Source organism: Roseivirga spongicola, from assembly GCF_034376045.1.
Lineage (GTDB): Bacteria > Bacteroidota > Bacteroidia > Cytophagales > Cyclobacteriaceae > Roseivirga > Roseivirga spongicola.
The window spans coordinates 818,045-843,949 of the sequence record NZ_CP139724.1; the positions used below are offsets into that span (position 1 = coordinate 818,045).

Below are 25,905 nucleotides of genomic sequence, written 5' to 3' on the forward strand. Positions count from 1 at the left end.
ATTTTAGTCAACTTCACACGACTAAACTGAATAAGGTGCTTAAAGTATAGATTAAATCATCTTGTGGACAATTAATTGCGCTTCAAATACTCTGATTCAATCATTTTCTTTAATTTAAAATCAATTTCGGTCATAGAATTTTAAATAAACAGATACACGCTTTTAGCATTTAATCAAGGTGACACATGGGATGGATCATATTCATATTTATCATTTATGTATTGTATTCATTCACTCGTAAGAAAGAGAAGAAAGTACCTTCAAGGAGTGCAGAAGTGAATTTTAGGAGTGACACTGACTATATCCACTCTTATTCTTACTTTGAAAAAGAAAAATCTAAAAATACCTCAAAAGGCAAATGGATCATGCCCGGTGAGGAGGTTTCAATAAAAAGCAAAACCATCTCAAAAGGACTATTTTATTTTGGCGGAGTTCTAAAAGGTGAAAATTATAACGAAACCGAAAGCTCTTTGGTCGATGAGACTCTTCAAATAAAGGAGAGCCAATATACTTACACTGATAGTAGCCTTGGATATTGGCCAAGTTTCATTGATTTATCGCCCAGTTGCAGAGGTGCGTATATTGACTGGCTTGCCAGTGATCGTGATATGTCTGACACCCCGATCGGATATCTATTCATATATTTTTATGGACTGGAAAGGCGCATCATCAAGGACTATAAAGATGGCCTGGTAGGAGATGAAGAATGTCTTCAGATTTGCAATGAAATAATTCGTCTCAGATCAGTTTTCAGAGATAATTATTCATTTAATAGCTACTCCTCTAATCTTCTAGAATACATTTCCATCACCCTGCCCCATATTCTTTCCATTCAGGATGATCAAATAGAAAATTCGATAAATTCGAATGTATTTAAAGTAAAACTTGCTCGAATTGCTCAAAATAGTGAGCCTTTGAATCCAGAGCTTGCGTTCTCCTGGATATCCAATCATCCAGAACACTCTTTCAGAACACCTGCGAGACGTTGCCCAGAAGAGTTTAGAACATTGTTTTTATATAGGTATAAAGAAACCTACAATGATGGCATTGTCATAAAGCCGAACAAAACAAAGCTCAACCTTCATTATCGTCCCGCAAGTAGAAGTTTAAGCTATTTTAGATACGGTCCGCATGACTTGAGTGATGTAACAGTGCTATCAGGCCCCACCAATAAATTGGCTAAAATTGCCTATCAATGCGTTGATGACCTAGATGCTTATAGCAGATATCTCGGGAGAAAAAATTCAAACAAAGAAAGTATTGAAGCTGTCGCCCTTTTACCGAATGAGTTGATTAATGAATTCCAATTGATCAAAGACCTGAGGCTATGGGCCGAAAATATTATAACTACCAATGATGGCATCTGTGAGTTTAAAGATTTTTGGCGACAAACTAAACTACCCCTCCCTTCAAAACTGAATAAAAAAGAGCAGGAATTAGCTTGCAACCTCATTGAGAAAATTGGCTACTCAGCTGCACCAGATCTAAACTTACACAGTAGTAAACTCAACATTGATGACCCAATTGTGATTTACCATAGGCATGAACCAATAGAATTCAAGAAACAAAAAGTCTTTCGTGATGTGGCTATAAAGTTACGGTTAGGATCAATTATTGCGAACGCTGATTTGCATATTCATAGTAATGAAAAAACCTATCTTCAGGAACTTATCAACACCAATGACAATCTGTCTTCCGAAGAGAAATTGTCATTAGAAGCCTATCTTAAATGGCTGTTAATTTCACCCTCTGATTTTTCAGGTCTAAAAAATTCTTTGTCAAAACTCAGTGAGCACAACAAAGAATTGGTCAGGAAAATGATCATTCATGTAGCTCTTTCTGATGGCAAAATTGACCCTAATGAAGTCAAAGAAATAGAAAAACTATATACCAGTCTGGGATTTGATAAATCAGCAGTACCTGCAGACATACACGCGTTATCTTCACGCAAAGTCGAACATGTCTCTACTAGAAAAGATGCCGTTCCAAAAACTAATCAAAACAAATCCTTCTCTCTAGACGAGAGTGTTTTAAGTTTTCATGAAACAGAAACCAAACAAGCTCAGGACATTTTGAATAATATTTTCAAGAATGAAGATGAGGAAGAAGAAATGATCCAAGCCATTCCTGAACAAACACTTGAAAATAAAGCATTGTCTATCTATCAAATTATTTCTCATCGAGACCGAATAGAAAAAGATGAATTCGAAAGAATTTGTTCTGAATATGGCTTTTTTGTTCAATCTGCTATTGATAGCATAAATGAATGGGCTTTTGAAAAAGTAAACGCACCGGTACTTGAAGAGGATGTTGATGTAATTGTCGATCGAGAAATTGCGGAAGAATTAAAAGAATACGAGGAAACATGATGAGTGGAATCAAAATTAGAACAAAGGAAAAGGATGCAATCATTCAGTCACTAAAGTCTGGAGTTACTCCAAAAATTGGAATACAGCATATTCAGGTAGGTCGAAGTAAAGAGCTTCAAGCTCTACACAAGGATATTGAAAGGGTTTGTGATGGTGGCTCAGCATTCCGCTTAATTATCGGAGACTACGGCTCTGGAAAAACATTCTTCTTGAGTGTAGTGAGATCAATCGCACTAGAAAAAATGCTCGTGACTGTAAATGCAGACTTATCCCCTGATAGAAGAATTCATGCTTCAGGAGGGCAGGCTCGAAATTTATATTCTGAATTGATGAGGAATATTTCAACCAGAACCAAGCCAGATGGCAATGCACTAACAACCATAGTGGAAAAATTCATCACACTGGCCCGTCAGGAGGCTGATCAAAAAGGTATTGATGTTACGGAATCTATCCAAACAAGACTTCAGGCGCTAACTGAATTGGTGGGCGGGTATGATTTTGCAAAAGTCATTGAGGCATATTGGCAAGGGCATGAAGCGGGTGATGAACATCTTAAATCTAATGCTATTCGATGGCTTAGAGCTGAGTACACTACAAAAACAGATGCAAAAAATGATCTGGGCGTGAGGACAATTATTTCAGATGATCATTTCTATGACGCTTTAAAGTTAATGAGTTTGTTTGTGCAACAAGCGGGCTACAATGGGCTTCTGGTCAATTTAGATGAAATGGTTAACCTGTATAAACTTCATAGCACTCAAGCCAGAACGTCTAATTATGAGCAAATTCTTCGCATTTTGAATGATTGTCTTCAGGGAAGTGCTGAGAATCTTGGGTTTCTATTGGGTGGCACACCGGAATTCTTACTTGATCCAAGGAAAGGTCTTTACAGTTATGATGCTCTTCAGACAAGATTGGCTGAAAACAGTTTTGCCAATAGAGCAGGTGTCATTGATTATTCCTCCCCTGCCCTTCACCTCGCAAGCCTTACTCCTGAAGAGTTGTTCATTTTGCTTAAGAATTTGAGAAATGTTTTTGCCGGTGGAGATTCTACTAAATACCTAGTTGACGACAGTGCTCTAAAATCATTCCTAGATCATTGTAACAAAACCATAGGCAATGCCTATTTCACTACACCTAGAAACACTATAAAGGCATTCATAGACCTATTGAGTGTCTTAGAACAAAACCCACAACTTGATTGGCAGAACTTAATTGAGGACACAACAATTGCTATAGAAACACCAAGTGATATTGATGATGGGCCACTGAATTCTGACGATGAGTTGGTTTCTTTCAAATTATGACAGAGCCATTTCATAGTTTAGATAGGCGTATACAAAAATGGATTTTCAAACAGGGCTGGACCGGTTTGAGACAAATTCAAAATGACGCTATTCCTCCAATACTGGCTGGAAATCAGGATGTGATCATCAGCGCCTCTACAGCAGCTGGTAAAACAGAGGCATTTTTTCTACCAGCTTGTTCTTCAACAATAGATGAAAAGGATGGCTATTCAATACTTTACATTAGCCCCTTAAAAGCTCTCATCAATGATCAATATAGAAGGCTTGAAAGTCTAAGTATCATTACCGACATTAATGTTACTCCCTGGCACGGTGATGTAGCACAAAGCCTAAAGACCAAATCAAAACGCAACCCTTCTGGCATTGTACTTATAACACCTGAGTCGTTAGAATCATTATTGATCAGGAATTCTGGCTGGGTTCAAAGGTCCTTTTCATCCTTAAAGTACATTGTAATAGATGAATTTCATGCCTTCATCGGTACTGAACGAGGTCAACACCTCTTATCACTTTTAAATAGACTAGAAGCCCTACTCCAAGAGATTGAAGAGCCTATTCCAAGGGTAGCTTTAAGTGCAACCTTAGGCAACTTAGATGAAATCCCTGGGGTATTAAGACAAAACGCCCAAATGCCCTGTTCCATAATTAAGGAGAGTAAATCCAACTCTCAGATTAGGTTTGGCATTCAAGGCTATATTGACCCTATAGACAACGACCAGAAGATACCAGCATTTCATCGAATATGTACTGATCTCTTTTCTCTCTGTAGAGGAGGTTCACATTTGATATTTGCGAATAGCCGAAAAAGAACTGAAAGTATTAGCGCTCAATTAAGTGATATGTGTGAACAAGAAGTTGTTCCTAATGAGTTTTTTCCACATCATGGATCGCTTGATAAAAGCCTTAGAGAAGCTTTAGAAGCCAGACTTCAAAAAGATAATCTCCCCACTACGGCAGTTTGCACAATGACTCTGGAACTTGGGATTGATATAGGAAAAGTGGATTCTGTTATACAGGTAACTGCACCTCATTCTGTAGCCAGTTTACGTCAAAGGTTAGGTCGTTCTGGACGAAGAAACACCCCCTCTACGCTCCGAATGCTTATTTCTGAAAAGGAAATAAACGTAGATTCTAGCATCGGAGACAAGTTGAGAATAGAGTTACTTCAATCAATAGCGATGACCCGGCTTCTTATTATTCAAAAATGGTATGAACCAGCTGATTTAGGAAGCTTTCACTTTTCTACACTTCTGCATCAAATTTTGGCGCTAATTGCCCAATGGGGTGGCATTAGGGCAGATCAAATTTACAACTCTCTCTGTAAAGAGGGATGCTTCAATAATGTAACGGTCGAGCAGTTTAAAGAACTCCTACACCATATGGGGCAACAAGACCTGCTTACACAAATATCTGGAGGACAACTGGTTTTAGGGCTTAAAGGTGAATATTTAACAAATAGCTATAATTTCTATACGGTTTTTAAGACCCCTCAAGAATTTCGAGTAATTGCTGGAGATAAGACATTGGGAACTTTGCCTGTTGACACCCTAATATTGGAAGGACAACACATTATTTTTTCTGGCAAACGATGGAGGGTTGAAAACATTAATACTGATAATAAAACCATAATTGTATCTCCTTCTAAAGGAGGGGATCCTCCGCAATTCAATGGCCATGGAATGATAGTTCACGATATTGTCAGACAAGAAATGTTTAACATCTATAAAAGTGGAAACTACAAAATTCCAGTTGGCACGTCTGAGGTAGATTACTTAGACTCAACCGCCAAATCTCTTTTCAACGAGGGACTCGAATTCTTCCAGGAAGCATTACTTCATGAGCGGAGAATTTTTCAAAATAACGATTACGTATATATAGTCCCCTGGATGGGTGATAAAATTGTAAATACGATTGCCACAATGTTGATTAAGCTTAATTATAAGGTCTCTATATTCTCAGGCATCATAGAAATTGAAAAAACGAATTTGGAATCTGTTTCAAATTCACTGTTTGAATCATGCTCAAACAAGCAGCTCACCAATTCAGATCTTGCCTTGTCTGTCAGAGAAAAAAGGATTGAAAAGTATGACGATTTTTTACCCGAATCTTTGCTCAATATAGGCTATGGCCAGAATTACTTTGATGTAGAGCGAGCTAGAGAATGGATTAAATTACACCTAGTTTAAAACTCTAGTTGCAGCCTCATTAAAATTGAACTTCACTCCACAAAATAGAATGTGTTTATTTATCTGTCCCAAATTCGTATTTGATAATCAAAAATGTTAGAATTGGATTTCAACACAGTACCAATGGAGGAGATATGGAGGTTATAGTTATAGAGAGTAAAGCCTTTCAAGAACTACTTAATCAATTGGTTGAAAGACTCCAGCCAACAGAAAAGGAATTGAACAAATGGATTGATGGCAAAGAAGTTATGGAAATCCTGCACATAAATTCCAAAAGTACCCTCCAAAAAATGAGAGACAATGGGGAAATCGAATTCTCCAAAATAAACGATCGAACAATACTCTATAATAGGTTCTCTATTGAAGAATTCATTGAGAGCAAAAAATCTAAAACTTTTTGATCATGGGAGATAAGGAAAACAAGGCCGATAAAGAACAGCTTGAATTATCTGCCTTATACAAAAGAGCATATAATGATGCCGAATTGGTCATCAGCCAGTTCCCTCAGCTCATCGACAAACTGGAAAGACCAAAAGGAGAACCAAGCGAGTATACCAAAGGATTCGAGGATCGAATAAACGAACACAAAAAAGTTCTGGAAGCAATGAAAGATAATCCATACCAACGTATGAACCAGCGATATGGAATTGAAAGGGACAACTCCGAAAAGCCCAAGGATCTCGGAAAAGATGATCGAAATAATTAGCTGATCGTACTTCTATGGGTCTCTTTGGAAAAATCAGTAAACAACCTAACCTCGAAAAAATTCTCGATCAGGAATTATACAGGGTTCCAACCACGGACACCTCAATTTCTTGGGCTGACAGTCTTGAAGGAACATTAATAACCGGAGCCACCGGCAGTGGTAAGACTTCAGCAATTGGAAAATATGTGGGGCAAGCCATGCTTAACAAGGGATTTGGCATGGTTATTTTCTGTGCAAAGAAGGAAGAAAGAGAAAGATGGGAGGCTTATATAGAAGATTGCGGCCGCACTGAAGATAAGATCGTATTTAACAAAGCAAGCGGATTAAAATTCAACTTTCTTAAGTATGAGTTGGACCGAGACGGGGATGGTTCAGGTGATGTCCTAAATGCCCTGAACATTTTGATGAATCTCAATGAACAAAGCCGCATATACCAGAGTGGTAATTCTGGTAACAAAGATGAACGCTTCTGGGATGAGTCATTAAGGAGATTAATTTCCCGGACAATTGCCTTACTCCGTCTTGCAGGTGAAGAGGTGAGCATCTACAACATGCGAAAAATCGTTGTTAACTGTTTTCGAGACGAAGATGCCAAGCGTTATTTCAATCTTACGAAACTCGCTTTTAGTAATGAACAAATAGATAAACGGGTAAAAGACCAAGCCTTTCAGGATTTAACCGAGTGGAAGTCATCTAACTATTTTGTCGAGGTCATCGATATGATCATAAGTGGCCCATATTACGGTTCTGAAGAAACAGATGTTATCCTTGACTATTGGTTAAAAGAATTTGCCAATATTTCGGATAAAACAGCCTCAATAATAATTGAGAGCTACATGGGGTGTGTGGAAGCTTTTATCGGAAATGGCATTCTAAAAGATCAATTTTCACAAGGTTTAAGTAAAGAGTTAGCCCCTGAATCAATAATCAAGGGGAAGAAGATTCTCATCATTGACTTCCCTGTAAAAGAGTTTGGTTTGAGTGCTATCTATGCCGCAACTATTTATAAAACTGCATTCCAAAACGCATGCGAAAGACGGAATTTAACAGATGAGACAGACCCCAAACCAATTGGGCTATTCATCGATGAATACCAAAGTTTTTGCAATCCTGTTTCAGACAGTCTCTTCCAGGCTACCGCGCGAAGTTCCTGGGTTGCATGCGTGTACATTACACAGAACATCAACAACCTCTTCTTTGTAATGGGGGATAGCCAGCCTCAAGCCCGGGCATATAGTCTTCTTGGGAATTTGAACCTCAAATACTTCGCTAACAATGCTGATATCACCACAAACGAGTGGGCTTCCAATCTTATTGGAAAACATTGGATTGATGTTTATTCGTCTAGCTACAACAAAGACAGTGATTTAACCAAGTCCAAATCAATGCAGTTTCACTACAAGGTTACCCCAGATCATTTTACTACCCTAAAAACGGGTCGAAAAGAGAATGGTCACAAAGTTCAAGCACTGGTATTCAAGCCTGGAAAGCTTTGGGATGATAAGGATTCCAATTTTGCCATAGTGGAGTTCAAACAGTAGGACTATTATCCAAGCACACTCACTTGTTGAATATTCCTGATTTGCCAGTCTCTAATGTATTTCAGATCAATTTGATCAGGGTTACCCCTTTCTAAACACTTAACAAGTGCATCAATTTTTTGGTCATCATTCAATTTCACTCTTGGAGATTGAGAATGTGCCTTTTCCTTAATTAGCTCCAGCAACATTTGATTTTGAGCATCAGTTAACTCGGTACCACCTGCACAGATCATCAAACTTATTGCTGACAAATCAGGGTCCCAATTATGTTGTTCTAAAGTTTCAATGGCTATTGAAATTAGGTCTAAATCTTCTTCCTTCTTATCCGAGGCATTTCTGAAAGAGTTCAATAACTCTGTTAACTGTAACATCAAGTCGCTCCAAAAATTAGTACAAATTTAGTCTAATCCTTTTCCAAATTGCTGTCAACAAATTTTTCCATATTGTCGTGAACGAATGTTCTAATTGCGTTTGCAATTTCTCTTCTTTCTTTCTCGGAAGACAAAGATTTATAGATATGCTTATTGATTACATTAGTACTTATTGATTTGATCCTGTCTGAGACATATAAATCATTATATATAAGCATTATATACTTGCAGTGTGCCAATGCCCAACCTAGTTGAACTAGAGAATATGATGCCTTATTAACATTAGTAATTACCAGAATAAAAAACCTTGTTCTCTTTAACAATTTTAGGCTATCTATTGATTTTAAATCACTGGCAGGCATATTGGAATCAGTCTGCTTACTAATAAGCTGCACTTTTTCATTTTTCAACGCACCTTCAATTTCCAAAATCAGTTTATCTACATTTTGGGGTTGGCCGACCTTTTCTGAAGAACCATTTTGTTTAGATGAACCTTGAGGTGTTGCCAAATATACTCTAGGTATTTCCAGCTCAAGAAACCTATTTTTCTTATTCTTTAAAGGCACATACTCATCTAAGTATACTTGTAACTCATCAAGGCTAGGCACGGTTCTGGGAACGCTTCTATAGTTCCTTTTCTTTAATGAAAGATATTGTTTGATCGCTTCAGGAATAGCTATAAACGCCTTTGAGTTTAACCTATAGGAACAAAGAATTGGTTTCATCTCATCTTCACTGAATTTTTCATTCGTAATCTGGTGAAGTACTATTAGACCTGAGTAAACAAACTGTTCATCATAAGTTGTATAAGTCCCTAACATTATCTCATCATTAGGATTCATATATACTGCCTTTATATGAAGTTCACGTGTAGTGTTAACTGGATCATCTTTTAAATCAAAATATATAACCTTCCTATTCCCTTTGATTATTTCATAAGTCCCAGAATAGTCTTTGCTGAAACCATCAACAACGTTTTCCAACTCTGCTACATTTCCAATTGAAGTTTCCAATAAAGCCCTAGCTATTTTCAGGTGTTTACTTTTTCTTTCCGCTACAGATAGAAAATAAAAAAACCATTTTTTATCAACGAAATTATCCCTTCCACTCTCTGCAATAAATGTCTTTGCTACTTCAATGAATTTCGGCCCCTCTACGGATATCTTCTCATAGAAGCCTTTTTCTCGAGCATTTAATTTGGAAAATGATATTTCACCCTTGTGAGAGCGTGCGGCCCGGACGAGATAATAACAATAGGTCCGTGACCATGACTTAAAATTAGATTTCCTATACCATTCTTCATATTTCCACCATCCACCTTCCTGTTTTCCTACGATTTCACTGTATTCTAAGATAGAGTCTAATAGCTGCTCATTTTTCATATGTGTGCACTTAGTTTTTCGAAAACTATCCAATTAAATCCAAAAAATCCAGATTGGATTTTAAAAATCCAATAGTACTCGATAAATCCATTTAAAAACTCTAAATGACTGTAAATCAGTTATTTAGAATTGTTTTTATTGATTCAAACAAACCATATTTGTCAAAACCAATCTTGAAAAAGGATATGAAACTAAGACTAACATTGAAACAGTGGCTACTTCTCATACTGCAAGGTGGTAATGAAGAGGAGTCCAAAAAAAGAGATAAGTATCAGAGGCTATCCAAGTCCAAAGTGATTGCCGAATGGCGGAGAAAGTCTTTTGATAGTGCCTCAAAAAATATAGCAGACAAAGAAGTTATCTCCCAGGCCCAAACTGCCATGTCTGAATTGAAGATTACTACCTCTTCAATTTATGACCAGCAAATAATTGAAAGCAAAAACTCCTTAAAGGCAGACGAACAAGAGTTAGAAAAAATCAATGCCGACCCTAATGCTTACCTCCAAATGATCATTAATACCCTCCCAGAGGCAGACCATCAAAATGTCACAAAATTAATGGTGGAGCTGACTAAGGTTCAGGATGACCTTCAAAATACTACAGTAAGATTATTAGAACTCCAAAACGAATACAATAATGATAAATGAATTAGAAACCACCGGAAACAGCAGTGTGTACAGAAAGTCATACTGGTTTGTTGTGATAGTGTATGTCATTTTATGCACTGTCTTGAATCGCCCCACATTCGAGGAATTTTCAGGAGGGATCTACCTCTTCGGTTTGATCCTTTCATTGTGCATGAGCATTGTAGAAATGAAGCTGGCACAGTTCATAGGGAAGTCTTTGGCTCTCAAAAGATGGAAAAGAGCAATTGTATCATTCATGGTTGGCTTGGGTATGGTGCTATACCTTGTAAGTAAACAAGTCGACTTTGGTTTCGGCCTGATCATTCTTCTCGTTTTTATGGTCGGCATTCTTTTCTCGTATGGTTATGCCATTGATGAAGAGAAATTCAGAATCCCCAGACTCATAGCCTTTCTGACTAATAAAATTAATACCCTCAAAGGAAGTAAAGTCCAGTTAAAAAACGACCTAACCAGAGCGCAAGATCAATTGGTCATTAAAGCCCAGGTAATTATGAATAACAAAGTTGAATCACTCAACAAAAGCATTGCTTCCACCTCAAACAGAATTGAAAAATTGTCAAAAGAGAAAGAGGCTGAGTTAAAGTCAGTTGAACATCTCGAAAGAGAGGTAATTGCTGAAATTAAAAGAGGCTATTATGACTTTGATGAAGTAGCCTAACTATTCAATCCTTAAAACTTTATATCCATGAAACTATCAAATGAAAACCTTTTCAATGCATTGTCCCTGATCGGGGCAATGCTACTAATATCAATCATAGCAACCTCTTGCCAGGACAGAGACCCTTTAATAGGAGACAGTTATGAGTATGTTCTGCTCATTGATGTATCAAAATCATACGAAGATTCAAAAAGTAGTTTGATCGGGGATATCTTACATTCTGCACTTATGAAAGAGATGGGAATTGAGGAGAACTCACCAACCAATATTGGCGCCAGAATTTATTTCTCTTACATGGGCAAGTCATATCTACCTATTGTGAGTAAAGCGGAGTTAGAATCTAAGATATGGATGCTGAACCCTAGAAAGGATAGAATTAACGAGGTTAATACCTTTTACAATCTATCCAAGCAGCAAACCAATGATCTACTATCCCGTAATGCCAATGATCAAATAAGTAACCTCTATAGAGGAATGCTGAATGGTTTATCCCAAATGGATCATTCTGCCCAGCATCGAAAAATGATAGTAATGGCTGATTATTTAGAATCTTCAGTAATTCTGGAAATGGGAGACTATTTAAAGCAACCCGAGAAACTTCAAACTGACTATGAGAAACTCAAAAGCTTACTGGTCGCATCAGAACCTATTTCAGATGAATTCAAGGGTACTGAGATTATCTTAATATGCCCGGAATACTATCTGGTCAGCTATGAAGCCGCTAAATTCTGGAGACGCTTCTTTGAGGAGCATGGCCTGATCGTTTCGATACGACCTAGCTACTAACCCCCCTCACTATCTATTCAAAGTACTTTCCAAGGCTTGGTAAAGGCCTTGCCTTGGATCGCTTTGTCTTCTCAAAATCAAACCTTCACAGCTATGATCACCAAAAAATCAAATCAAGACATCAAACCCCGAAAGAAATGTTTCGGTGATAGTTCAATCATTTTCGGAGCCACGAAGACTGAGGTTTACAAACTTCTATTCAGCAACCCATCCCTGGCTCTTTTAAGGCTTTTGGGTCAATGGATAGAGTTTACTACAGCCGCGCTTGCTAATTGCCAAAACACCGTGTACCGCAATCAATTTGGATTATTGAACCAAGGTATAATTCTCACATTCAGTTCAGTGGGACTTGCTCTAATCGCAAACTCGGAACATTCATATCTGGCCTTAGGCTCCATTTCACTACTGATGTTGCCAATTCTGCCATTTTTTTATGATTGGGATACTCTCTATTCGTGGGCCTTTCTTGACATACGCAGTCTGCCACTTCTTGTGTACTCAGGTATAATGCTTTTGACTGGCCTAGTGAACACAACCATGATTTACATCGGAAAAGGCAATCCGGATGACATGAGCAAATCTGGTGAAAGCTGGATCCTCTTAGGGTTAAACAAACTTTTTTCAAAAATCAAAAGATTAACAAAAGGACGTCTAAAGCTGAAAGCCAACGAGTTTGTAGTTAACGCTTTTGTTGAATGTGGGATCACGGTATCCATTGGATACTACTTTTGGACGGAAGTACAAGACCATACTTTTGGGTTATTCTGCTTTTTGATGTCATCTGCCGAATTCTTTAACCAGATCAAATCCAAAACAGCTCAACTTAATCGACAGGCTTATTTGAATGCATCATGAGGTCTTTTTACAACCTTGACGTGTAAGTCAAAAACAGATACAAACTTTCTATCAACAGCCGGACTCTATCCAGCGACTCAGTACAAATCACCCACATACAAACAGAAGAACGATGCTTGGAATTAATGTTTTCAAGGATGTGAAATCTGCATCCGATTACTATATCAACCTTTCCCATGAAAGTGCTTATTATTTAGAGCATGTGGTCAAGGCGACCTGGTTTGGAAAAATCAGTAAGCGGATTGGCTATGACGGTGTCCAGGTCAAAAGATCAGATTTTATCAGCTTTGGTAGAGGACAGGTTCCAAATTCAGATATCAGGTTCAAAGTAAGAAAGGTGGATAACGCCAGAAGCTATTATGATTTCACTTTCTCCGTTCCCAAGAGCGTATCATTGCTTTATGGATTGACCAGGAATGAAGCCATCCATCAATGTCATATTCAGGCATATAAAACTGTTTTAGTGGAGATCGAGGCAAACGCCCAGAGTCAGCATAATTCAGCGACTCAAAGAGGATGGGAGACATGTGGAGAACTCCTAATTGCAAATTTTGACCATTTTTTAAGCAGACCGTGTGAGGTCAAAAAGGATGGGGAAATTATATATGTATCAGATCCTCAGATACATACACACTGTCTAATCCCGAACGTAACATTTAGCCATATCAATAACCGGTTTCAGGCCCTTGAGCTAGGCAATTCAGTTCATCGACAGGCCAAATATTTCGAAGCTGCCTACCACTCATACTTAGCCAAGAATCTTGAAAAATTAGGCTTTAGGACAAGGATAACCCGTGATCGTTTCGAGCTTGTTGGCATCAGTCGCGAACAAATCATGCTTTTTTCAAATAGAACAAAGACAATCGATCAGGTTGCCTTGGAAAAAGGTATCTCGAATAAGTCCAGCAAGTCCAAACTCGCCCTTCTCACCAGAAATGCGAAAGCCAAAGTAGTCGGAGAAGAAGAGCAATACGAGCACTGGAAGAGCCGACTGAGCGAAAAGGAATTTGAAGCTCTATTCAAATTGAAGAATCAGACGATTGATAAAAGAGATAGTATTTCAGCTGACTTAGCTATTGAAAAATCAATTCAACACCATTGTGAAAGGAACTCCGCATTTAAGCAAAGTGATGTCCTGGCATACGCCCTCAAATTGGGCTACGGCACTTTACTACCCGAAGATGTCAAAGCGGCTCTAACCAGAAGAGATGACATTATCAAAGCTGAAATTGACACAGTCCCCTTTCTAACAACAAAGGACATGATCAGGCAAGAGTCTGAACTTGTCATGCGAGCCAATGAAGGAAAAGGTGCTTTCGCTCCAATCTTTCAGAACTACTCGCCTAAGCAACACCTATTGAACGATCAGCAGAAAAATGCGATTAAGCAAATACTCAATTCAAGAGATTTTATAACGGTCTTGAAAGGGAGTGCCGGTGTAGGAAAAACATCATTGTTAACTGAGGTAAGGGATGCAGTAGCTCTAACGGGCAAGCAACTATTCAGTCTTGCGCCCTCCTCTCAAGCCGTTTCCGTACTTAGAAGTAAAGGCTTCAAAGCAGAGACCATTGCCGGATTTCTTCAGAACAAAACTCTTCAAGAGAAAGTATTTGGACAGGTAATACTGGTTGACGAAGCAGGGATGTGCGGTACCAAGGTTACCAATCAAATTCTGACAATTGCCAAAGAAAAGAATGCCCGGTTAATTATGTCGGGCGACACCTCTCAACATGCTCCACCAGCACAATATGGCGACTCTTTGAGGCATCTGATTGAGAAATCACAGGTCCAAACCGTTACGGTCAATAAAGTAGTTCGACAGCAAAACGAGCCCTATCGCTCAGTTGTCCAATCACTGGCCAAGCATAGAACATACGAGGGCTTCAAAAAGCTGGACAAATTAGGAGGTATTATTGAAGAGCCTGATAAGGATAAAAGGCTGGATAAGCTGGCAGATATGTATCTAGACACCATTAAATCCAAGAAATCCTGCCTTGTAATTAGCCCAACTCATAAAGAGCTCAATCAGGTGAATAACATAATTCGTCAGAAGCAAAAGCACGAAGGGATGATAAAAGGAAAAGAACGTGAATTCAACAGATTACAGACTTTATCCTACACAGAAGACGAGAAAAAACTGAAGGCCAATTACGAGCCAGGTATGGTTCTGAGGTTTATTTCCAATAGCAAAGGTGATTATCGTGCCGGTGTTGAATTTGAAGTCATACCAGGTAAGAAACCCGATGAACTAAAGGTAAAGGATAAGAAGACCGGCACTGTCAAGAAATTACCTTTGGAACATGCCGATAGATTTGAAGTCTACCAGCAATCAAAAATCCATTTAGCCAAAGGCGATCAGATCAGGCTCACGATAAACACCAAAACACAGCAAGGCTCGAAAGCTTTAAACGGCACATCTTATTCTGTAACTGGCTTCACCAAAGCAGGTGATATTAAGCTTTCCAATGGAAAAACATTATCCAAAGACATAGGACATATCCGTTATTCCGCATGTGATACATCACATGCAAGCCAAGGAAAAGATGCCGATCATGTCCTTATTTCAGTTGATCCTTCCAATGGAAATTTATCAAGAGAAGGTCTCTATGTTTCAGTAAGTAGAGGAAAGCATTCCGCAAAGCTCTTTACTCCTGAAAAGGCAGAATTGAAAAAAGCAATAGCCAAAAGTGAGCAACGAATAAGTGCGCATGAAATAGCACAGCGACAGCAGCAACAAACTTTGGTGAGAAATCAAAGAAATCACCATCGTTCTCTCAATGAGAAGATAAGGGAACATGAGCAGACCAGAAGAAGAACACAACGGGCTTCACCAGGTATTTCAAACCAGCCAAAACCAAAGGGACATGAATAATAATGGGCATTCGGTTTCATTGCAGGATTATCAGCCCTATGCAGTGGCACATTCTGACGAGGCAGTGAAGCGTTTCCATATTCATATGAGAAGTGGCGAACGATATAGCATTCCCTACTCTCTTCTTCCCATTTTTATCCTTAAGGGCAATCAGGAGCTGATCATTAAAGCCTATGAGGTTCAAATCACAATTTTCGGTAGAGGATTATCTGCCATTGAGGATGCTCTATCCAAGGAGGTTCTAACCTACATCAAAACCCACCCTTGCGGAAAGGATGATGGAGAGTCATCCGTTTTTATTGAAAAAATCACACTCGAAGGAGAAAATCTTATGCATTAAATCATTTTAACCCACTGAACATGAAAAAGACTCCAGATCAAAAGGAAGACCATTTAGCACCAACTCAAATCCCCTCCGCGAATGACAGCAAGAAAGTTGAAAAGGCAGGTTTAACAGATCATGAATTAAGAAACAGGCTGGATATGATAAATAAGTACAGCAGAACACCTGAAGAATCATTCGGCATACAGAAGATTGAAAAGGAGTACATAGAGGAACTTAGAAAACGCGAAGAGGTTCGTGAAAAGGCATCCTTAAACTACTCGATGGGTGTTCAGGCAGGGCTACAACAAGCACCTTATGAGCAAATCAAACTTGGTTATGAAAGCCAGGATCAGGAATTAAGGGATGACATTATAGAAAAGGCGAAAGCTCACTACAATGCCAATAATAGTCTTTCTAAAGACTTTAAAGAATCCAAACAGCCTGAACCAAGTCTATTCAAGCACAATTTTGATAAGGCCAGATGTAACAGTAAAGAAAACCGCGATTAAGGTTCTATTTTGAGCCATCTCCTTTAATAGCTTCCTTTCTAGCATACTTACCGACGTCATAATATTCTTTGATTTTGGGCTCCCTTTCATGCTTTGATAGGCGAATAGTGATATGCTGGGTCTTAAGCAATAAGCGTATTGTTGGATAGAGTAGTGAGCTAACCCAAAAAAGAAGTACGAGGTAATGTAAATTTATGGCTAGTCCCTCAAAGATATTATTTAGATAATTATCCAATCTGAGCGGAGGAAATAGGCCTCTTATTATTAGAATTAGAAGAACCAAATAGTAAAATCTCCGAAAACCCTTTTTTCTTCCCAGTTTCTTTTTTGATAACATTGATGAGACCACCAAATAATTTATGGTCGCCAAGGATATAGCCATAAATGGAATTTGACCTAATTGACTTAAAAGTAAAAAAAGAGCAACAAAGGCACCGATTGCACAGTAGCAAAAGCTTTTAATATGTCGATCTGATTCAGCCTTGAAATAATCATTTAAATCCTCAACAAGCTCATCGCCAAGGTTCAATGATTTAACGATTGTTTTGAGATCCTCATCAGAGAACCTTTTTGAGGATGCTCTAATTAAGTCTGTTAATAATCTTGGTATAGCTAAACCTACATTTACAACACATAATATGCTGAAAAGAGTACTATACTTTTCATACGAAAAATCCATTTAATGAAATGTGCGTGACGAAAGGAAGAACTAGATTGAAAATTCTTTTCTCAGATTGTCCATAGACTTCAAAACATATTGATCATAATCTTCAGCAATAGGCACTGAATCATATTGATATTTATCAAAACATTGCTTTAAAGAAGCATAAAAATCTGGATCGTTAAAATTTAACGTAGCCTTTCTTTTCTGTATGTCATATTCAAATCTTACCATTCTATCGTCGGCAATGGTGAAATGGAATTTTTGATTATCCGTAGTTAAACTGAAGCTATTATAATTAAGAGGCAATTTAGAAATACTAATTCTGTCCTGAAATCTCGATTTCAGAGCCTTGATGAAATTCAGGGATTCGGAAATATCAACATCATTTTCAAGCACAATGCTCAAACGGGACATGGGGTTTTTTACTAAAAACTGCTTGATTGAATTCAAATATGCATACGACCGTTCTCCAGTTTCACTATGTAAACTATCAGCAAAAATGTATACCTCATCTTTTGCCTTTTCAAAAATCTGAGTTAGCGCAAATTCTGCATGCTTTCCGTTTCCATTGGCAAAGGGCTGATCTATCTGATTATTAGCCAAATTAAGAAGCAATATCTTATAAACATCATCTATAATTACTTCCTTTGGCCTTTCGCTAACCACCTGAAATATGCTCTTTATGTCTTCTATCAAATTCATTTTATGATGTGTGTTACGATTTCTTTTTGTCATAGCCATTAACGTATTCTTCCCAATGCTCTTTATGACTCCTTTGAGCGTATTCCATAATCGCTTCCGTACAGAATTGCGATTTTGAATTTGGCTTTGTAGCCTTATCATTAATGATATTATCTACAAGCTTTAAGAGATCACTGGTTACGTTAAACGTTATCTTTTTTTCTTTCTTATTCCCCATTGTCAGGTGCCTCAATTCAAATTTGTGCCGAAATTACAAATTTGAGCCGAAACGCCTAACATTTTTCTATATATAACCTACAATTCCCAGTATTTCTATAGAGAATGTATTGAAATATACGGAAAAAGTAAGGAAATGGATTCATAATCTGATATTCTTCTTCCTGAAATTATCCACATTTAAGGCATACTTATCCACAAAGTTACCCACATAATAGGGTGTTTTAAACTCCAATGCCTGATATTAAGCAGTAATCTACAGATATACAAGACCTTAGCCTCTTCTATAAGAGCTTTTTAACAACAATTATCTTGAATCTTATTTCGAAAAGACCACTTTGGGCTAATTTGGTTCAATTTTAAGCTCATCAATACTGTTTTAAAGGTTGACACCGGTATCTAACAAGATAATTTAGATTAGTTATAAATAGCAGTTTAAGGACTAATTGTCCAATTTATACAAGCTCAATCCTTTCCATACGGCACTACTCAATCTATCTCTTCAAACCAGCATCCTTCTTTCCGAATAGGCTAAGTTAGCCCCACCCAAGTAAACACCAAGAGACTACGGCATAAAGCCAACGCTCAAAAAAGGCCATGCCTGTTTATTCCGTTTCCTCTTGGCTTATTTCTTGGGCTTAGCAATTGACGGCCTAAGGAAAGAAAATGGGGAGGTGTGAAATACTTAGGGCGTCAGTGATCCAGTACAGTTTTGCGATAAACTTTTATTTTTGATAAAAAGCTTGGCTTAATCTATCAGTAGAGTTTATCTAATTTATTTTCCTCTAAGCCTCAAACTATTACCTATGACACTTACAGAACTTAGACTCATTGCTAAAGCAGCAAGCATCGGGCTTAACAGAAGGCCAAATACAGGGAATAGAATACCTGCGGCAATGGGTACTCCCAGCACGTTATAAACAAAGGCGAAGAATAAATTCTGCTTGATGTTTCGCATAACGTCTGTGCTCAGCTTTCTAGCCCTTGCTATGCCATCGAGTTCCCCTTTTACTAAAGTCAGGCTGGAACTTTCAATGGCAACATCTGTTCCGGTGCCCATGGCAATTCCCACATTAGCTTGTGCCAATGCTGGAGCATCATTGATCCCATCGCCAGCCATCGCCACTATTTTTCCAGCTTCTTGCAATGCCTTGACTTTTTCGTATTTATTTTCTGGCAACAAATCTGCTTCATATCCATCCAACCCTAGTTTATCGGCTACTGCTTTGGCTGTATTTTTATTGTCACCGGTCAACATGATCACCTCAAGCCCCTGATCTTGTAAATGTTTAATGGCAGATGCAGATGTTTCTTTGATTGGGTCCGATACACCAATAAACCCGGTAATTTTCTTATCAATTACCACAAACATCACGGTTTCGCCCTCTAGCTGTCTTTTCTCTACATCTTTGTCTTGTTCAGTTTCCAGCTTAATGTCAAATTCTTCCAGCAATTTTTTATTCCCTATGGCCACCTCTTTTCCTTCTGTAATTGCCATTATTCCCTTACCGGTAATGGAGTTGAAATTGTCTATTTTTTGAGGTTTAAATCCTTTTTTCTCTGCGGCAACAACAATGGCATGTGCCAAAGGATGCTCACTGCTAGATTCTAAAGAAGCTGCTATTCTCAGTATATCGTCTTCGCCATAATTCTCCGAAATGGATTGCACATTTTGCAAGGATGGCTTGCCCTGTGTAATGGTGCCCGTTTTGTCAACCACCAAGGTAGTGACCTTGTGCATTTCCTCAATTGCTTTGGCATCTTTGACCAATATGCCCTGTTTGGCCCCCTTCCCTGTTCCAACCATAATAGACATTGGTGTGGCAAGGCCTAGAGCACAGGGGCAAGCAATTATTAAAACTGTGACGGCACTGGTAAAGGCGTACACAAATCTTGGATCTGGTCCCCAAATGGCCCAAACAGTAAAGCAAACGAGGGCAATTACCACCACAATAGGCACAAAGTAGCCTGACACTCTATCGGCCAAATTTTGAATTGGTGCTTTGGTCCGGCTGGCCTTATTTACCATCTCAATGATTTGCGAAAGCAGCGTATCACTTCCCACTTTCAGGGCTTTCATTTGAAAAGCGCTAGTGCCATTTATTGTGCCTCCAATCACACCATCTCCAACTTTCTTCTCTACGGGAACGGGCTCCCCCGTGAGCATGGACTCATCAATGGCGCTATTGCCCTGTGTAATTTCCCCATCAACAGGGATCTTTTCCCCCGGTTTGATTTTAATAATGTCATTCAGCTTGACGTGTTCGAGGGGGATGGTAACTTCTTCGCCATTGCGAATGACTGTAGCCTCAGGTGGTACCAGATTGAGTAACTCTTTAATGGCCGAGTTCGTTTGGCTCCTCGCTTTTGCTTCCATTAGTTGACCCAATAAAATCAAGGTAAGAATGACCACTGCTGCCTCAAAATAGAGATGAACGGCACCACCTTCTGATTTAAACTGGTCGGGGAATATCTCAGGAAAGAGTAAGGCGACAATACTGAAAATGTAAGCCGAACCAGCTCCCAGCGTTATGAGTGTCCACATGTTTGGAGAACGGTGGATGATTGATTTAAAACCTCTAATAAAGAAGCTTCGGCAGGCATAAAAAATGACAGGAGTACTGAGTACAAACTGAACCCAGCCCCAGGTTTTATGGCTGGCAATACCTGATAGTGAAATACCAACCATTTCACTCATGGCAATAAATAGTACAGGTAATGTAAATATGACGGAAACCCAGAACTTGTTAAGCATGACTTTATAGGCTCTAAACTCTTCCTGTTCATCATTGCCGGTTGTTTTTCTCGGCTCAAGATCCATACCGCATTTAGGACAGCTCCCCGGGCCACTTTGAACAACCTCTGGGTGCATAGGGCATGTGTATTCTACCGTTTCCGATACTGATTTTTCCTTTTCCAAATCCATACCGCACTTAGGGCAGTCACCCGGCTTGTCATATTTTTTATCTCCTTCACAGAGCATAGGACAATAATACTTTCCCTTCTCACCCCTATCCCGTTTTTTGATTTCGGGCATAGGTTTAGATTCTTTTTTGTAAGTTCCGGGAAGGTGGATGCCATAGCGGCCACCGTCATTTTTGAGTGCTTCTTTTAATGTTTCAATCGAAACATGCTCTTTCATGTAAACTGTGGCTTCTTGTTGTTCCAAATCCACAGAAACATCAGAAATACCCTGCACTTCTTTGAGGGTTTGCTCTACATGATTTCTGCAACCGCTGCAGGTCATTCCGGTAATTTGGTAGGTATGTTTCATGTTTTTGCTTTCATAATTAGAAGGAAATATTCTTGGTTTTCAGAAACCATTTTTCTCCTATGAAGATAAGGATCATTGAAATAAGCCCCACATAAATGATAAGTTGGTCGGATGTTGCCTTTAACCACAAAAATGCTCCAAGGACTACACTATCCAGTATTATTGCGGTTACGACAATTGGAGCTTTAGCATTTACTTCCTTGCGAAGGTATCTCAACACTCCCCAATGAATAATAATGTCCATGGTTAGGTAAAAAATAGCTCCAAGGCTGGCTATTCTGCTAAGGTCAAAAAATATGGCAAGAACAATCGCGATTACAGCAATATAAACCAACATGTGTTTTTGAATTCCTCCAGGCATTCCAAAGTGGCTATGAGGAATCAAACCCATATCTGTAAGCATTGCCGTCATTCTTGAAACTGCAAAAATACTGGCTATAATGCCTGAAACTGTAGCAATAATTGCAATGCCGACTGTAAACCATACCCCGTATTTACCAAATGCCGGGCGTGCTGCCTCGGCCAACGCATAATCTTTTGCTTCTATTATTTCAGGGATAGTTAAATTGGCTGAAACTGCAAGTGCAACAAGCATGTAGGTGACCAAGCAGATGGCCAATGAAATGATAATGGCCCGCCCAACATTTTTGTTCGGCTTGGTTATTTCTCCCCCACTATTGGTAATTGTCGTAAATCCTTTGAAGGCAAGAATAGAAAGTGCCAAAGCACCAAGATAACTAACAGCGGAATAATTTTCTGACTTTTGGGCCTCTACCACATCATCCAATGAAAACCCGGTTGCCCAAAGGCCTCCTAAAGCAAAAATTACTATACCGCCAATCTTTAGAATGGCCATTACGAGTGAACTTTTCCCGATAAAGTTATTGCCTGAAATATTGACCAAAAAGGCAATTACGATTAAAGCAACTGCGAGAATCGGTACAAGGAGTTCCGAATTGTCCACATCAAACAATTGTAGTACATATGTACCGAAAGTTCTGGCGACAAGGCTTTCGTTGATGATCATTGAAAATGCCATGAGCAAAGAAGCAGCGGCTGTTATGGTGGTTTTACCATATGATTTTTTCAGGATCATTGCTATTCCTCCAGCCGAAGGATATTTATTGGATACTTTGATGTAGGAGTAGGCACTGAAACCAGAAATGATCGAGCCAAATATAAAAGCGACAGGGAAGAATGTTCCCGATAGTTCTGCCACCTGACCTAACAAAGCGAATATACCGGCCCCAATCATAACGCCAGTTCCCAAAGCAACTGCCCCAGTAAGCGAGAGGCTATTTTTGTTGTATTGATCCATTCTACTCTGATTTAAAATCTTATTGATAGACCAGCCCCCATACCGAAGCGATTATCATAGCTACCTACAAGCGAAACATTCTTGGAAAGCATATACTCAGCCCCTGCGCTCCAAACCACTTCATCGGAATAGTTGGCACCATTCTCGAAGTCGTTCACTAAACCAAAATCGGCCTGATATTCATAATAGCCAAATAGGGAGACCTTTGGAAAAACCATGACTGATCTGGCCAAACTTATTCTAGGCCTGAGCTCATTGTCCAGACGTGCGTCCAGGCTGAACAGGTAGGGGGTTAAGTAGCGTATACCAGCTACAGCCGTGGTATTGGTGTCGTCCAAGCTTTCAGGAACAGTGTTTTCAACATTAATACCAGCAAATACAGTAAGGTAGTCATATAAATACCGCTCATAGGTGAACTCTGCTTCAAAATTGTTGTTCCAACCATATTCTGCAGAGAGGTTAAATTGATTTCGAATATTAGCAGTGCTTAAATTGATTGCCGTCATATGAGAGGCCATATCGAGCATATTGAAAGAATAGTATTGATCGGTTTCATCAATCAACTTAGACACCGGATACTCATCCATCCTTGGATCTCTTGGAGTATCGTAACTGACAATGCGCGCCATTCCCGACATCATATGGTAAAGGATATGACAGTGAAAGAACCAGTCCCCTGTTTCTTCACTACCATAAAACTCAATGGTTATTTTTTGCATTGGGGGCACATTTACTGTGTGTTTTAACGGTGAGTATTCGCCATTTTCATTGATTACCCTAAAGAAATGGCCATGCAAGTGCATAGGGTGATGCATCATGGTGAGGTTGTTAAAGGTAATTCTGGTCACTTCCCCACCATTGATTTTTATTTTGTCGGTTTCGGACAGAGGAATGCCGTTCAAACTCCAAATGTACCTTTGCATGTTTCCTGTTAGATTGAGTAGAATCTCTTTTACTGGTAAATCGGGAGAGTAAGTGGTCTTTTCAGGCGCTTTTAGATAATCGTAATTATATTCTGAAAACATAGACATACCTTCCATGTTCTGCATTTTTCCTTCTTCATCTGCCATATCCATCTCATCCATGTTATGATGTGCCATGGTTGTATCTTTAGCCATATTCATGCTGCCCATCTGGTTTTTTGAATGAGCACCATGCATGCCATGATCCATTTCCTGCATGGCCCCCATTTCGTCTTTCATTTGCATTCCCCACTTTTCCATCATTTTGTAGGGTTCGTCTTTTTTGGGATTAAACTTGAGTGCAGGCGCACCCATTTTCATGTCCATTTCGGCCATTTTCATCATCATTCCTATTTTATCAGGCCTGGGTACGTCTGGCGCAAGAATTACATTTCCCTGTCCAAGGAATGCAGAGGTTTGGCCGGAACCGTCTTGAGCGGTAGCCCGGAACTCAATTTTTCCTTGCTCAGGTATGGTGACGATAAAATCGTAGGTTTCGGCTACTCCTATAAAGGTTTTATCATGTTTTACCGGCACAACATCAAGACCATCCGCAGAGACCAAGGTTGGGGATTCTCCTCCAAATGTCATCCAGAATGACGTTGAGGCAGCACCATTAATCACCCTGAGCCTGACTTTTTCTCCCGGCTTAAAATCCGGGTATTCTTGGGTTGTGGCTCCGTTGGTTAAAAAAGCAGGGTAGTAAATGTCTGCAATGTCAGCTCCTTCCATCCGTTGTTTCCAAAAATTCAATTGGGCTTTCAGCCCCCCTCTTGCTATTACTTGATTGAGCGGGGTTGCCGTGCCTTTTTTTATGTTGTACCACTCGGTCCCGCCCCTTAAAAAGCGTAGAATGTTATGAGGTTTTTCATTTGTCCAGTCAGACAGAACGACCACAAGTTCTTTTTCATATTGAAGGCTTTTTTCCTTAGGCTGAATAACGATAGAACCATATACCCCGCTCTGTTCCTGGAGCATGGTATGGGAGTGGTACCAATATGTACCAGACTGCCTCAGGGGAAACTCATACTTTTGGGTATGCCCGGGCTCTATGGGAGGTGTGGTAAGATAAGGAACACCATCATAAAAATTAGGAAGTAAGAGCCCGTGCCAGTGTATTGAAGTCTCCACATCCATTTCATTCTTCACATAGATCACAGCGTAGCCCCCTTCTTTAAAAGTAAGCGTTGGACCAGGGATTCCACCATTCAAAGTCATCCCCATAACCTGCTTACCGGCTTTGTCCACCATTTCTTTCCGAATGGTCAAATGATATGTGACAGTATCTGTTTGGGCGTGGGCGATGGAAACGTAGCCAAGCGATAGGATATATAGGAAGCAGATATAGCGAATGGCTTTCAAATGGCTGGCGTATATTTGTAATGTTTTCATTCTTCAATGTCTTTAATTGGTAACTGTTCAACTATGGATATTGATTATGAGAGGCAAGGCTGCACTTTGCAACCTCACCTTTACTCAAGGGTTATTCGTCTTCTAACTGCGCAATTTCAATTGAACGCAACATTAGTTTTCCGGTACCCTCTAGCATGATCCCAACAAATCCGTTTGGCATTTTGTCGCCATGACCATGCGTAACCATCTTATCGTTGAGGTAACCTTTAAAGTGTGTCCCAGCGGCAGATGCACGAAGGTTTATCCAGCCGGATGTGCTTTCAAAATCACCCTCATCAAAAATGGTTTCCTTTCCATTTACAATTCTCCCCAACTTCAGGTGGTTACCATTTATTGATACAAACTCATAATTCTCAGTGCTTTTGGCATGGTGTATCAGTTTCAATGTTCCATTAAAATTGCTGGGATCAACAGCGGCAATCATACCAATGTTGCCGTAGGTTTTGTGGAATACAAAGGCTGTTGGAGTTCCATCTGCCGTAAGTTCCAGTGTACTAACACCTTCGGTTTGCACCATTTTAGGTGCAATGTTCTGCGTTGCTCCTGTTATGTAGTGAAAGTCTGAGGCCAGCAAGGCAACAGCATCACCGCTAGGAGTCCAAATACTGGAACCTCCATTGTCCGGTGCTTCCTCGCCATGTGCATGTCCACCCATTTCTTCACCATGTGCATGCTCGGCAGTCTCATTCTCGGGTTGATGGTGAGCCGAAGCTTCCTCATGTTCAGGCATAGATGAGCTATCGGTCTTCTTTTTACCGTTACAGGAGCTCAAACTCAAAATGCCCGCTAAAAACAGTACTGTATAAACTATTGTTGTTCCTTTTTTCATCGTTGATGTAATT

At 39.3% G+C, this 25,905-nt stretch carries 21 protein-coding genes; 13 read left to right on the top strand and 8 right to left on the bottom strand.

The features are described from left to right. Positions 1-185: 185 nt before the first annotated feature. From T7867_RS03645 to T7867_RS03670, 6 genes are all read left to right on the top strand, one after another. On the top strand, positions 186-2,369 hold the full coding sequence (locus T7867_RS03645) for a tellurite resistance TerB family protein (RefSeq protein WP_068215869.1): 2,184 nt from the start codon (positions 186-188) through the stop codon (positions 2,367-2,369). Beyond that, entirely contained in the window at positions 2,366-3,676 is a 1,311-nt protein-coding gene (locus tag T7867_RS03650) for an ATP-binding protein (protein WP_221405960.1), read from the top strand. Before T7867_RS03645 ends, T7867_RS03650 begins: the two co-directional genes overlap by 4 nt. Continuing rightward, positions 3,673-5,862 (top strand): DEAD/DEAH box helicase, encoded by a 2,190-nt coding sequence (locus tag T7867_RS03655; RefSeq protein ID WP_068215871.1) that lies wholly within the window; start codon positions 3,673-3,675, stop codon positions 5,860-5,862. The genes T7867_RS03650 and T7867_RS03655 overlap by 4 nt, the downstream gene beginning before the upstream one ends. A 134-nt stretch (positions 5,863-5,996) precedes the next feature. Then, complete coding sequence (locus T7867_RS03660) at positions 5,997-6,263, top strand: helix-turn-helix domain-containing protein (RefSeq protein WP_084375602.1); 267 nt, start codon at positions 5,997-5,999, stop codon at positions 6,261-6,263. Positions 6,264-6,265: 2 nt separating this feature from the next. Next, positions 6,266-6,568: a hypothetical protein gene (locus tag T7867_RS03665; protein WP_068215875.1), complete on the top strand. Its 303-nt coding sequence runs from the start codon at positions 6,266-6,268 to the stop codon at positions 6,566-6,568. Between the two features lie 14 nt (positions 6,569-6,582). Further along, positions 6,583-8,109 carry a type IV secretory system conjugative DNA transfer family protein gene (locus T7867_RS03670; protein WP_068215878.1) on the top strand — a complete coding sequence of 509 codons (1,527 nt, stop codon included), beginning with the start codon at positions 6,583-6,585 and terminating at the stop codon, positions 8,107-8,109. 5 nt (positions 8,110-8,114) lie between these two features. Here the strand turns inward: T7867_RS03670 and T7867_RS03675 are convergent, their stop codons facing one another. Both T7867_RS03675 and T7867_RS03680 read right to left on the bottom strand, forming a co-directional pair. Continuing rightward, positions 8,115-8,480, bottom strand: a complete 366-nt coding sequence (locus T7867_RS03675; RefSeq protein WP_068215880.1) for a hypothetical protein — start codon at positions 8,478-8,480, stop codon at positions 8,115-8,117. Positions 8,481-8,512: 32 nt separating this feature from the next. After that, positions 8,513-9,862, bottom strand: a complete 1,350-nt coding sequence (locus T7867_RS03680; protein WP_068215882.1) for a hypothetical protein — start codon at positions 9,860-9,862, stop codon at positions 8,513-8,515. A 185-nt stretch (positions 9,863-10,047) separates the two neighbouring features. Between T7867_RS03680 and T7867_RS03685 the strand changes: the two genes are divergently transcribed. The 7 genes from T7867_RS03685 (at position 10,048) to T7867_RS03715 (ending at position 16,514) form a co-directional block, all read left to right on the top strand. Continuing rightward, complete coding sequence (locus T7867_RS03685; RefSeq protein WP_157717481.1) at positions 10,048-10,509, top strand: hypothetical protein; 462 nt, start codon at positions 10,048-10,050, stop codon at positions 10,507-10,509. Beyond that, positions 10,499-11,167: a hypothetical protein gene (locus T7867_RS03690; protein ID WP_157717482.1), complete on the top strand. Its 669-nt coding sequence runs from the start codon at positions 10,499-10,501 to the stop codon at positions 11,165-11,167. Before T7867_RS03685 ends, T7867_RS03690 begins: the two co-directional genes overlap by 11 nt. 27 nt (positions 11,168-11,194) lie before the next feature. Beyond that, positions 11,195-11,953, top strand: a complete 759-nt coding sequence (locus T7867_RS03695; protein WP_068215888.1) for a hypothetical protein — start codon at positions 11,195-11,197, stop codon at positions 11,951-11,953. 93 nt (positions 11,954-12,046) lie between these two features. Next, the gene (locus T7867_RS03700; protein ID WP_068215890.1) at positions 12,047-12,808 is read left to right on the top strand and encodes a hypothetical protein; all 762 of its coding nucleotides are present in this window, start codon (positions 12,047-12,049) and stop codon (positions 12,806-12,808) included. Positions 12,809-12,920: 112 nt separating this feature from the next. Next, positions 12,921-15,680: a MobF family relaxase gene (mobF, locus tag T7867_RS03705; protein WP_068215892.1), complete on the top strand. Its 2,760-nt coding sequence runs from the start codon at positions 12,921-12,923 to the stop codon at positions 15,678-15,680. After that, complete coding sequence (locus T7867_RS03710; protein WP_068215894.1) at positions 15,673-16,020, top strand: hypothetical protein; 348 nt, start codon at positions 15,673-15,675, stop codon at positions 16,018-16,020. The genes mobF and T7867_RS03710 overlap by 8 nt, the downstream gene beginning before the upstream one ends. A gap of 20 nt (positions 16,021-16,040) precedes the next feature. Continuing rightward, positions 16,041-16,514, top strand: coding sequence for a hypothetical protein (locus T7867_RS03715; protein ID WP_068215896.1), 474 nt, complete (start codon positions 16,041-16,043; stop codon positions 16,512-16,514). 4 nt (positions 16,515-16,518) lie between these two features. Here the strand turns inward: T7867_RS03715 and T7867_RS03720 are convergent, their stop codons facing one another. From T7867_RS03720 to T7867_RS03745, 6 genes are all read right to left on the bottom strand, one after another. Continuing rightward, positions 16,519-17,193 carry a hypothetical protein gene (locus T7867_RS03720; RefSeq protein WP_068215898.1) on the bottom strand — a complete coding sequence of 225 codons (675 nt, stop codon included), beginning with the start codon at positions 17,191-17,193 and terminating at the stop codon, positions 16,519-16,521. Positions 17,194-17,223: 30 nt separating this feature from the next. Then, the gene (locus T7867_RS03725; RefSeq protein ID WP_068215900.1) at positions 17,224-17,913 is read right to left on the bottom strand and encodes a hypothetical protein; all 690 of its coding nucleotides are present in this window, start codon (positions 17,911-17,913) and stop codon (positions 17,224-17,226) included. A gap of 958 nt (positions 17,914-18,871) precedes the next feature. Next, positions 18,872-21,370, bottom strand: a complete 2,499-nt coding sequence (locus T7867_RS03730; RefSeq protein WP_068215908.1) for a heavy metal translocating P-type ATPase — start codon at positions 21,368-21,370, stop codon at positions 18,872-18,874. A 16-nt stretch (positions 21,371-21,386) separates the two neighbouring features. Then, positions 21,387-22,688 (bottom strand): APC family permease, encoded by a 1,302-nt coding sequence (locus tag T7867_RS03735; protein ID WP_068215909.1) that lies wholly within the window; start codon positions 22,686-22,688, stop codon positions 21,387-21,389. Positions 22,689-22,699: 11 nt separating this feature from the next. After that, on the bottom strand, positions 22,700-25,042 hold the full coding sequence (locus T7867_RS03740; RefSeq protein ID WP_084375536.1) for a multicopper oxidase domain-containing protein: 2,343 nt from the start codon (positions 25,040-25,042) through the stop codon (positions 22,700-22,702). 91 nt (positions 25,043-25,133) lie between these two features. Then, entirely contained in the window at positions 25,134-25,892 is a 759-nt protein-coding gene (locus T7867_RS03745; protein ID WP_068215913.1) for a hypothetical protein, read from the bottom strand. Between the last annotated feature and the right edge of the window lie 13 nt (positions 25,893-25,905).

Bases quoted from the DNA above. Each gene is read 5' to 3' on its own strand.
- T7867_RS03725 (WP_068215900.1), bottom strand. From the start codon at position 17,913: ATGACAAAAAGAAATCGTAACACACATCATAAAATGAATTTGATAGAA.
- T7867_RS03675 (WP_068215880.1), bottom strand. From the start codon at position 8,480: ATGTTACAGTTAACAGAGTTATTGAACTCTTTCAGAAATGCCTCGGAT.
- T7867_RS03680 (WP_068215882.1), bottom strand. From the start codon at position 9,862: ATGAAAAATGAGCAGCTATTAGACTCTATCTTAGAATACAGTGAAATC.
- T7867_RS03700 (WP_068215890.1), top strand. From the start codon at position 12,047: ATGATCACCAAAAAATCAAATCAAGACATCAAACCCCGAAAGAAATGT.
- T7867_RS03745 (WP_068215913.1), bottom strand. From the start codon at position 25,892: ATGAAAAAAGGAACAACAATAGTTTATACAGTACTGTTTTTAGCGGGC.
- T7867_RS03735 (WP_068215909.1), bottom strand. From the start codon at position 22,688: ATGGATCAATACAACAAAAATAGCCTCTCGCTTACTGGGGCAGTTGCT.
- T7867_RS03645 (WP_068215869.1), top strand. From the start codon at position 186: ATGGGATGGATCATATTCATATTTATCATTTATGTATTGTATTCATTC.
- T7867_RS03720 (WP_068215898.1), bottom strand. From the start codon at position 17,193: ATGGATTTTTCGTATGAAAAGTATAGTACTCTTTTCAGCATATTATGT.
- T7867_RS03685 (WP_157717481.1), top strand. From the start codon at position 10,048: ATGAAACTAAGACTAACATTGAAACAGTGGCTACTTCTCATACTGCAA.
- T7867_RS03655 (WP_068215871.1), top strand. From the start codon at position 3,673: ATGACAGAGCCATTTCATAGTTTAGATAGGCGTATACAAAAATGGATT.
- T7867_RS03730 (WP_068215908.1), bottom strand. From the start codon at position 21,370: ATGAAACATACCTACCAAATTACCGGAATGACCTGCAGCGGTTGCAGA.
- T7867_RS03740 (WP_084375536.1), bottom strand. From the start codon at position 25,042: ATGAAAACATTACAAATATACGCCAGCCATTTGAAAGCCATTCGCTAT.
- T7867_RS03695 (WP_068215888.1), top strand. From the start codon at position 11,195: ATGAAACTATCAAATGAAAACCTTTTCAATGCATTGTCCCTGATCGGG.
- T7867_RS03660 (WP_084375602.1), top strand. From the start codon at position 5,997: ATGGAGGTTATAGTTATAGAGAGTAAAGCCTTTCAAGAACTACTTAAT.
- T7867_RS03650 (WP_221405960.1), top strand. From the start codon at position 2,366: ATGATGAGTGGAATCAAAATTAGAACAAAGGAAAAGGATGCAATCATT.
- T7867_RS03710 (WP_068215894.1), top strand. From the start codon at position 15,673: ATGAATAATAATGGGCATTCGGTTTCATTGCAGGATTATCAGCCCTAT.
- T7867_RS03670 (WP_068215878.1), top strand. From the start codon at position 6,583: ATGGGTCTCTTTGGAAAAATCAGTAAACAACCTAACCTCGAAAAAATT.
- T7867_RS03715 (WP_068215896.1), top strand. From the start codon at position 16,041: ATGAAAAAGACTCCAGATCAAAAGGAAGACCATTTAGCACCAACTCAA.
- mobF (WP_068215892.1), top strand. From the start codon at position 12,921: ATGCTTGGAATTAATGTTTTCAAGGATGTGAAATCTGCATCCGATTAC.
- T7867_RS03690 (WP_157717482.1), top strand. From the start codon at position 10,499: ATGATAAATGAATTAGAAACCACCGGAAACAGCAGTGTGTACAGAAAG.
- T7867_RS03665 (WP_068215875.1), top strand. From the start codon at position 6,266: ATGGGAGATAAGGAAAACAAGGCCGATAAAGAACAGCTTGAATTATCT.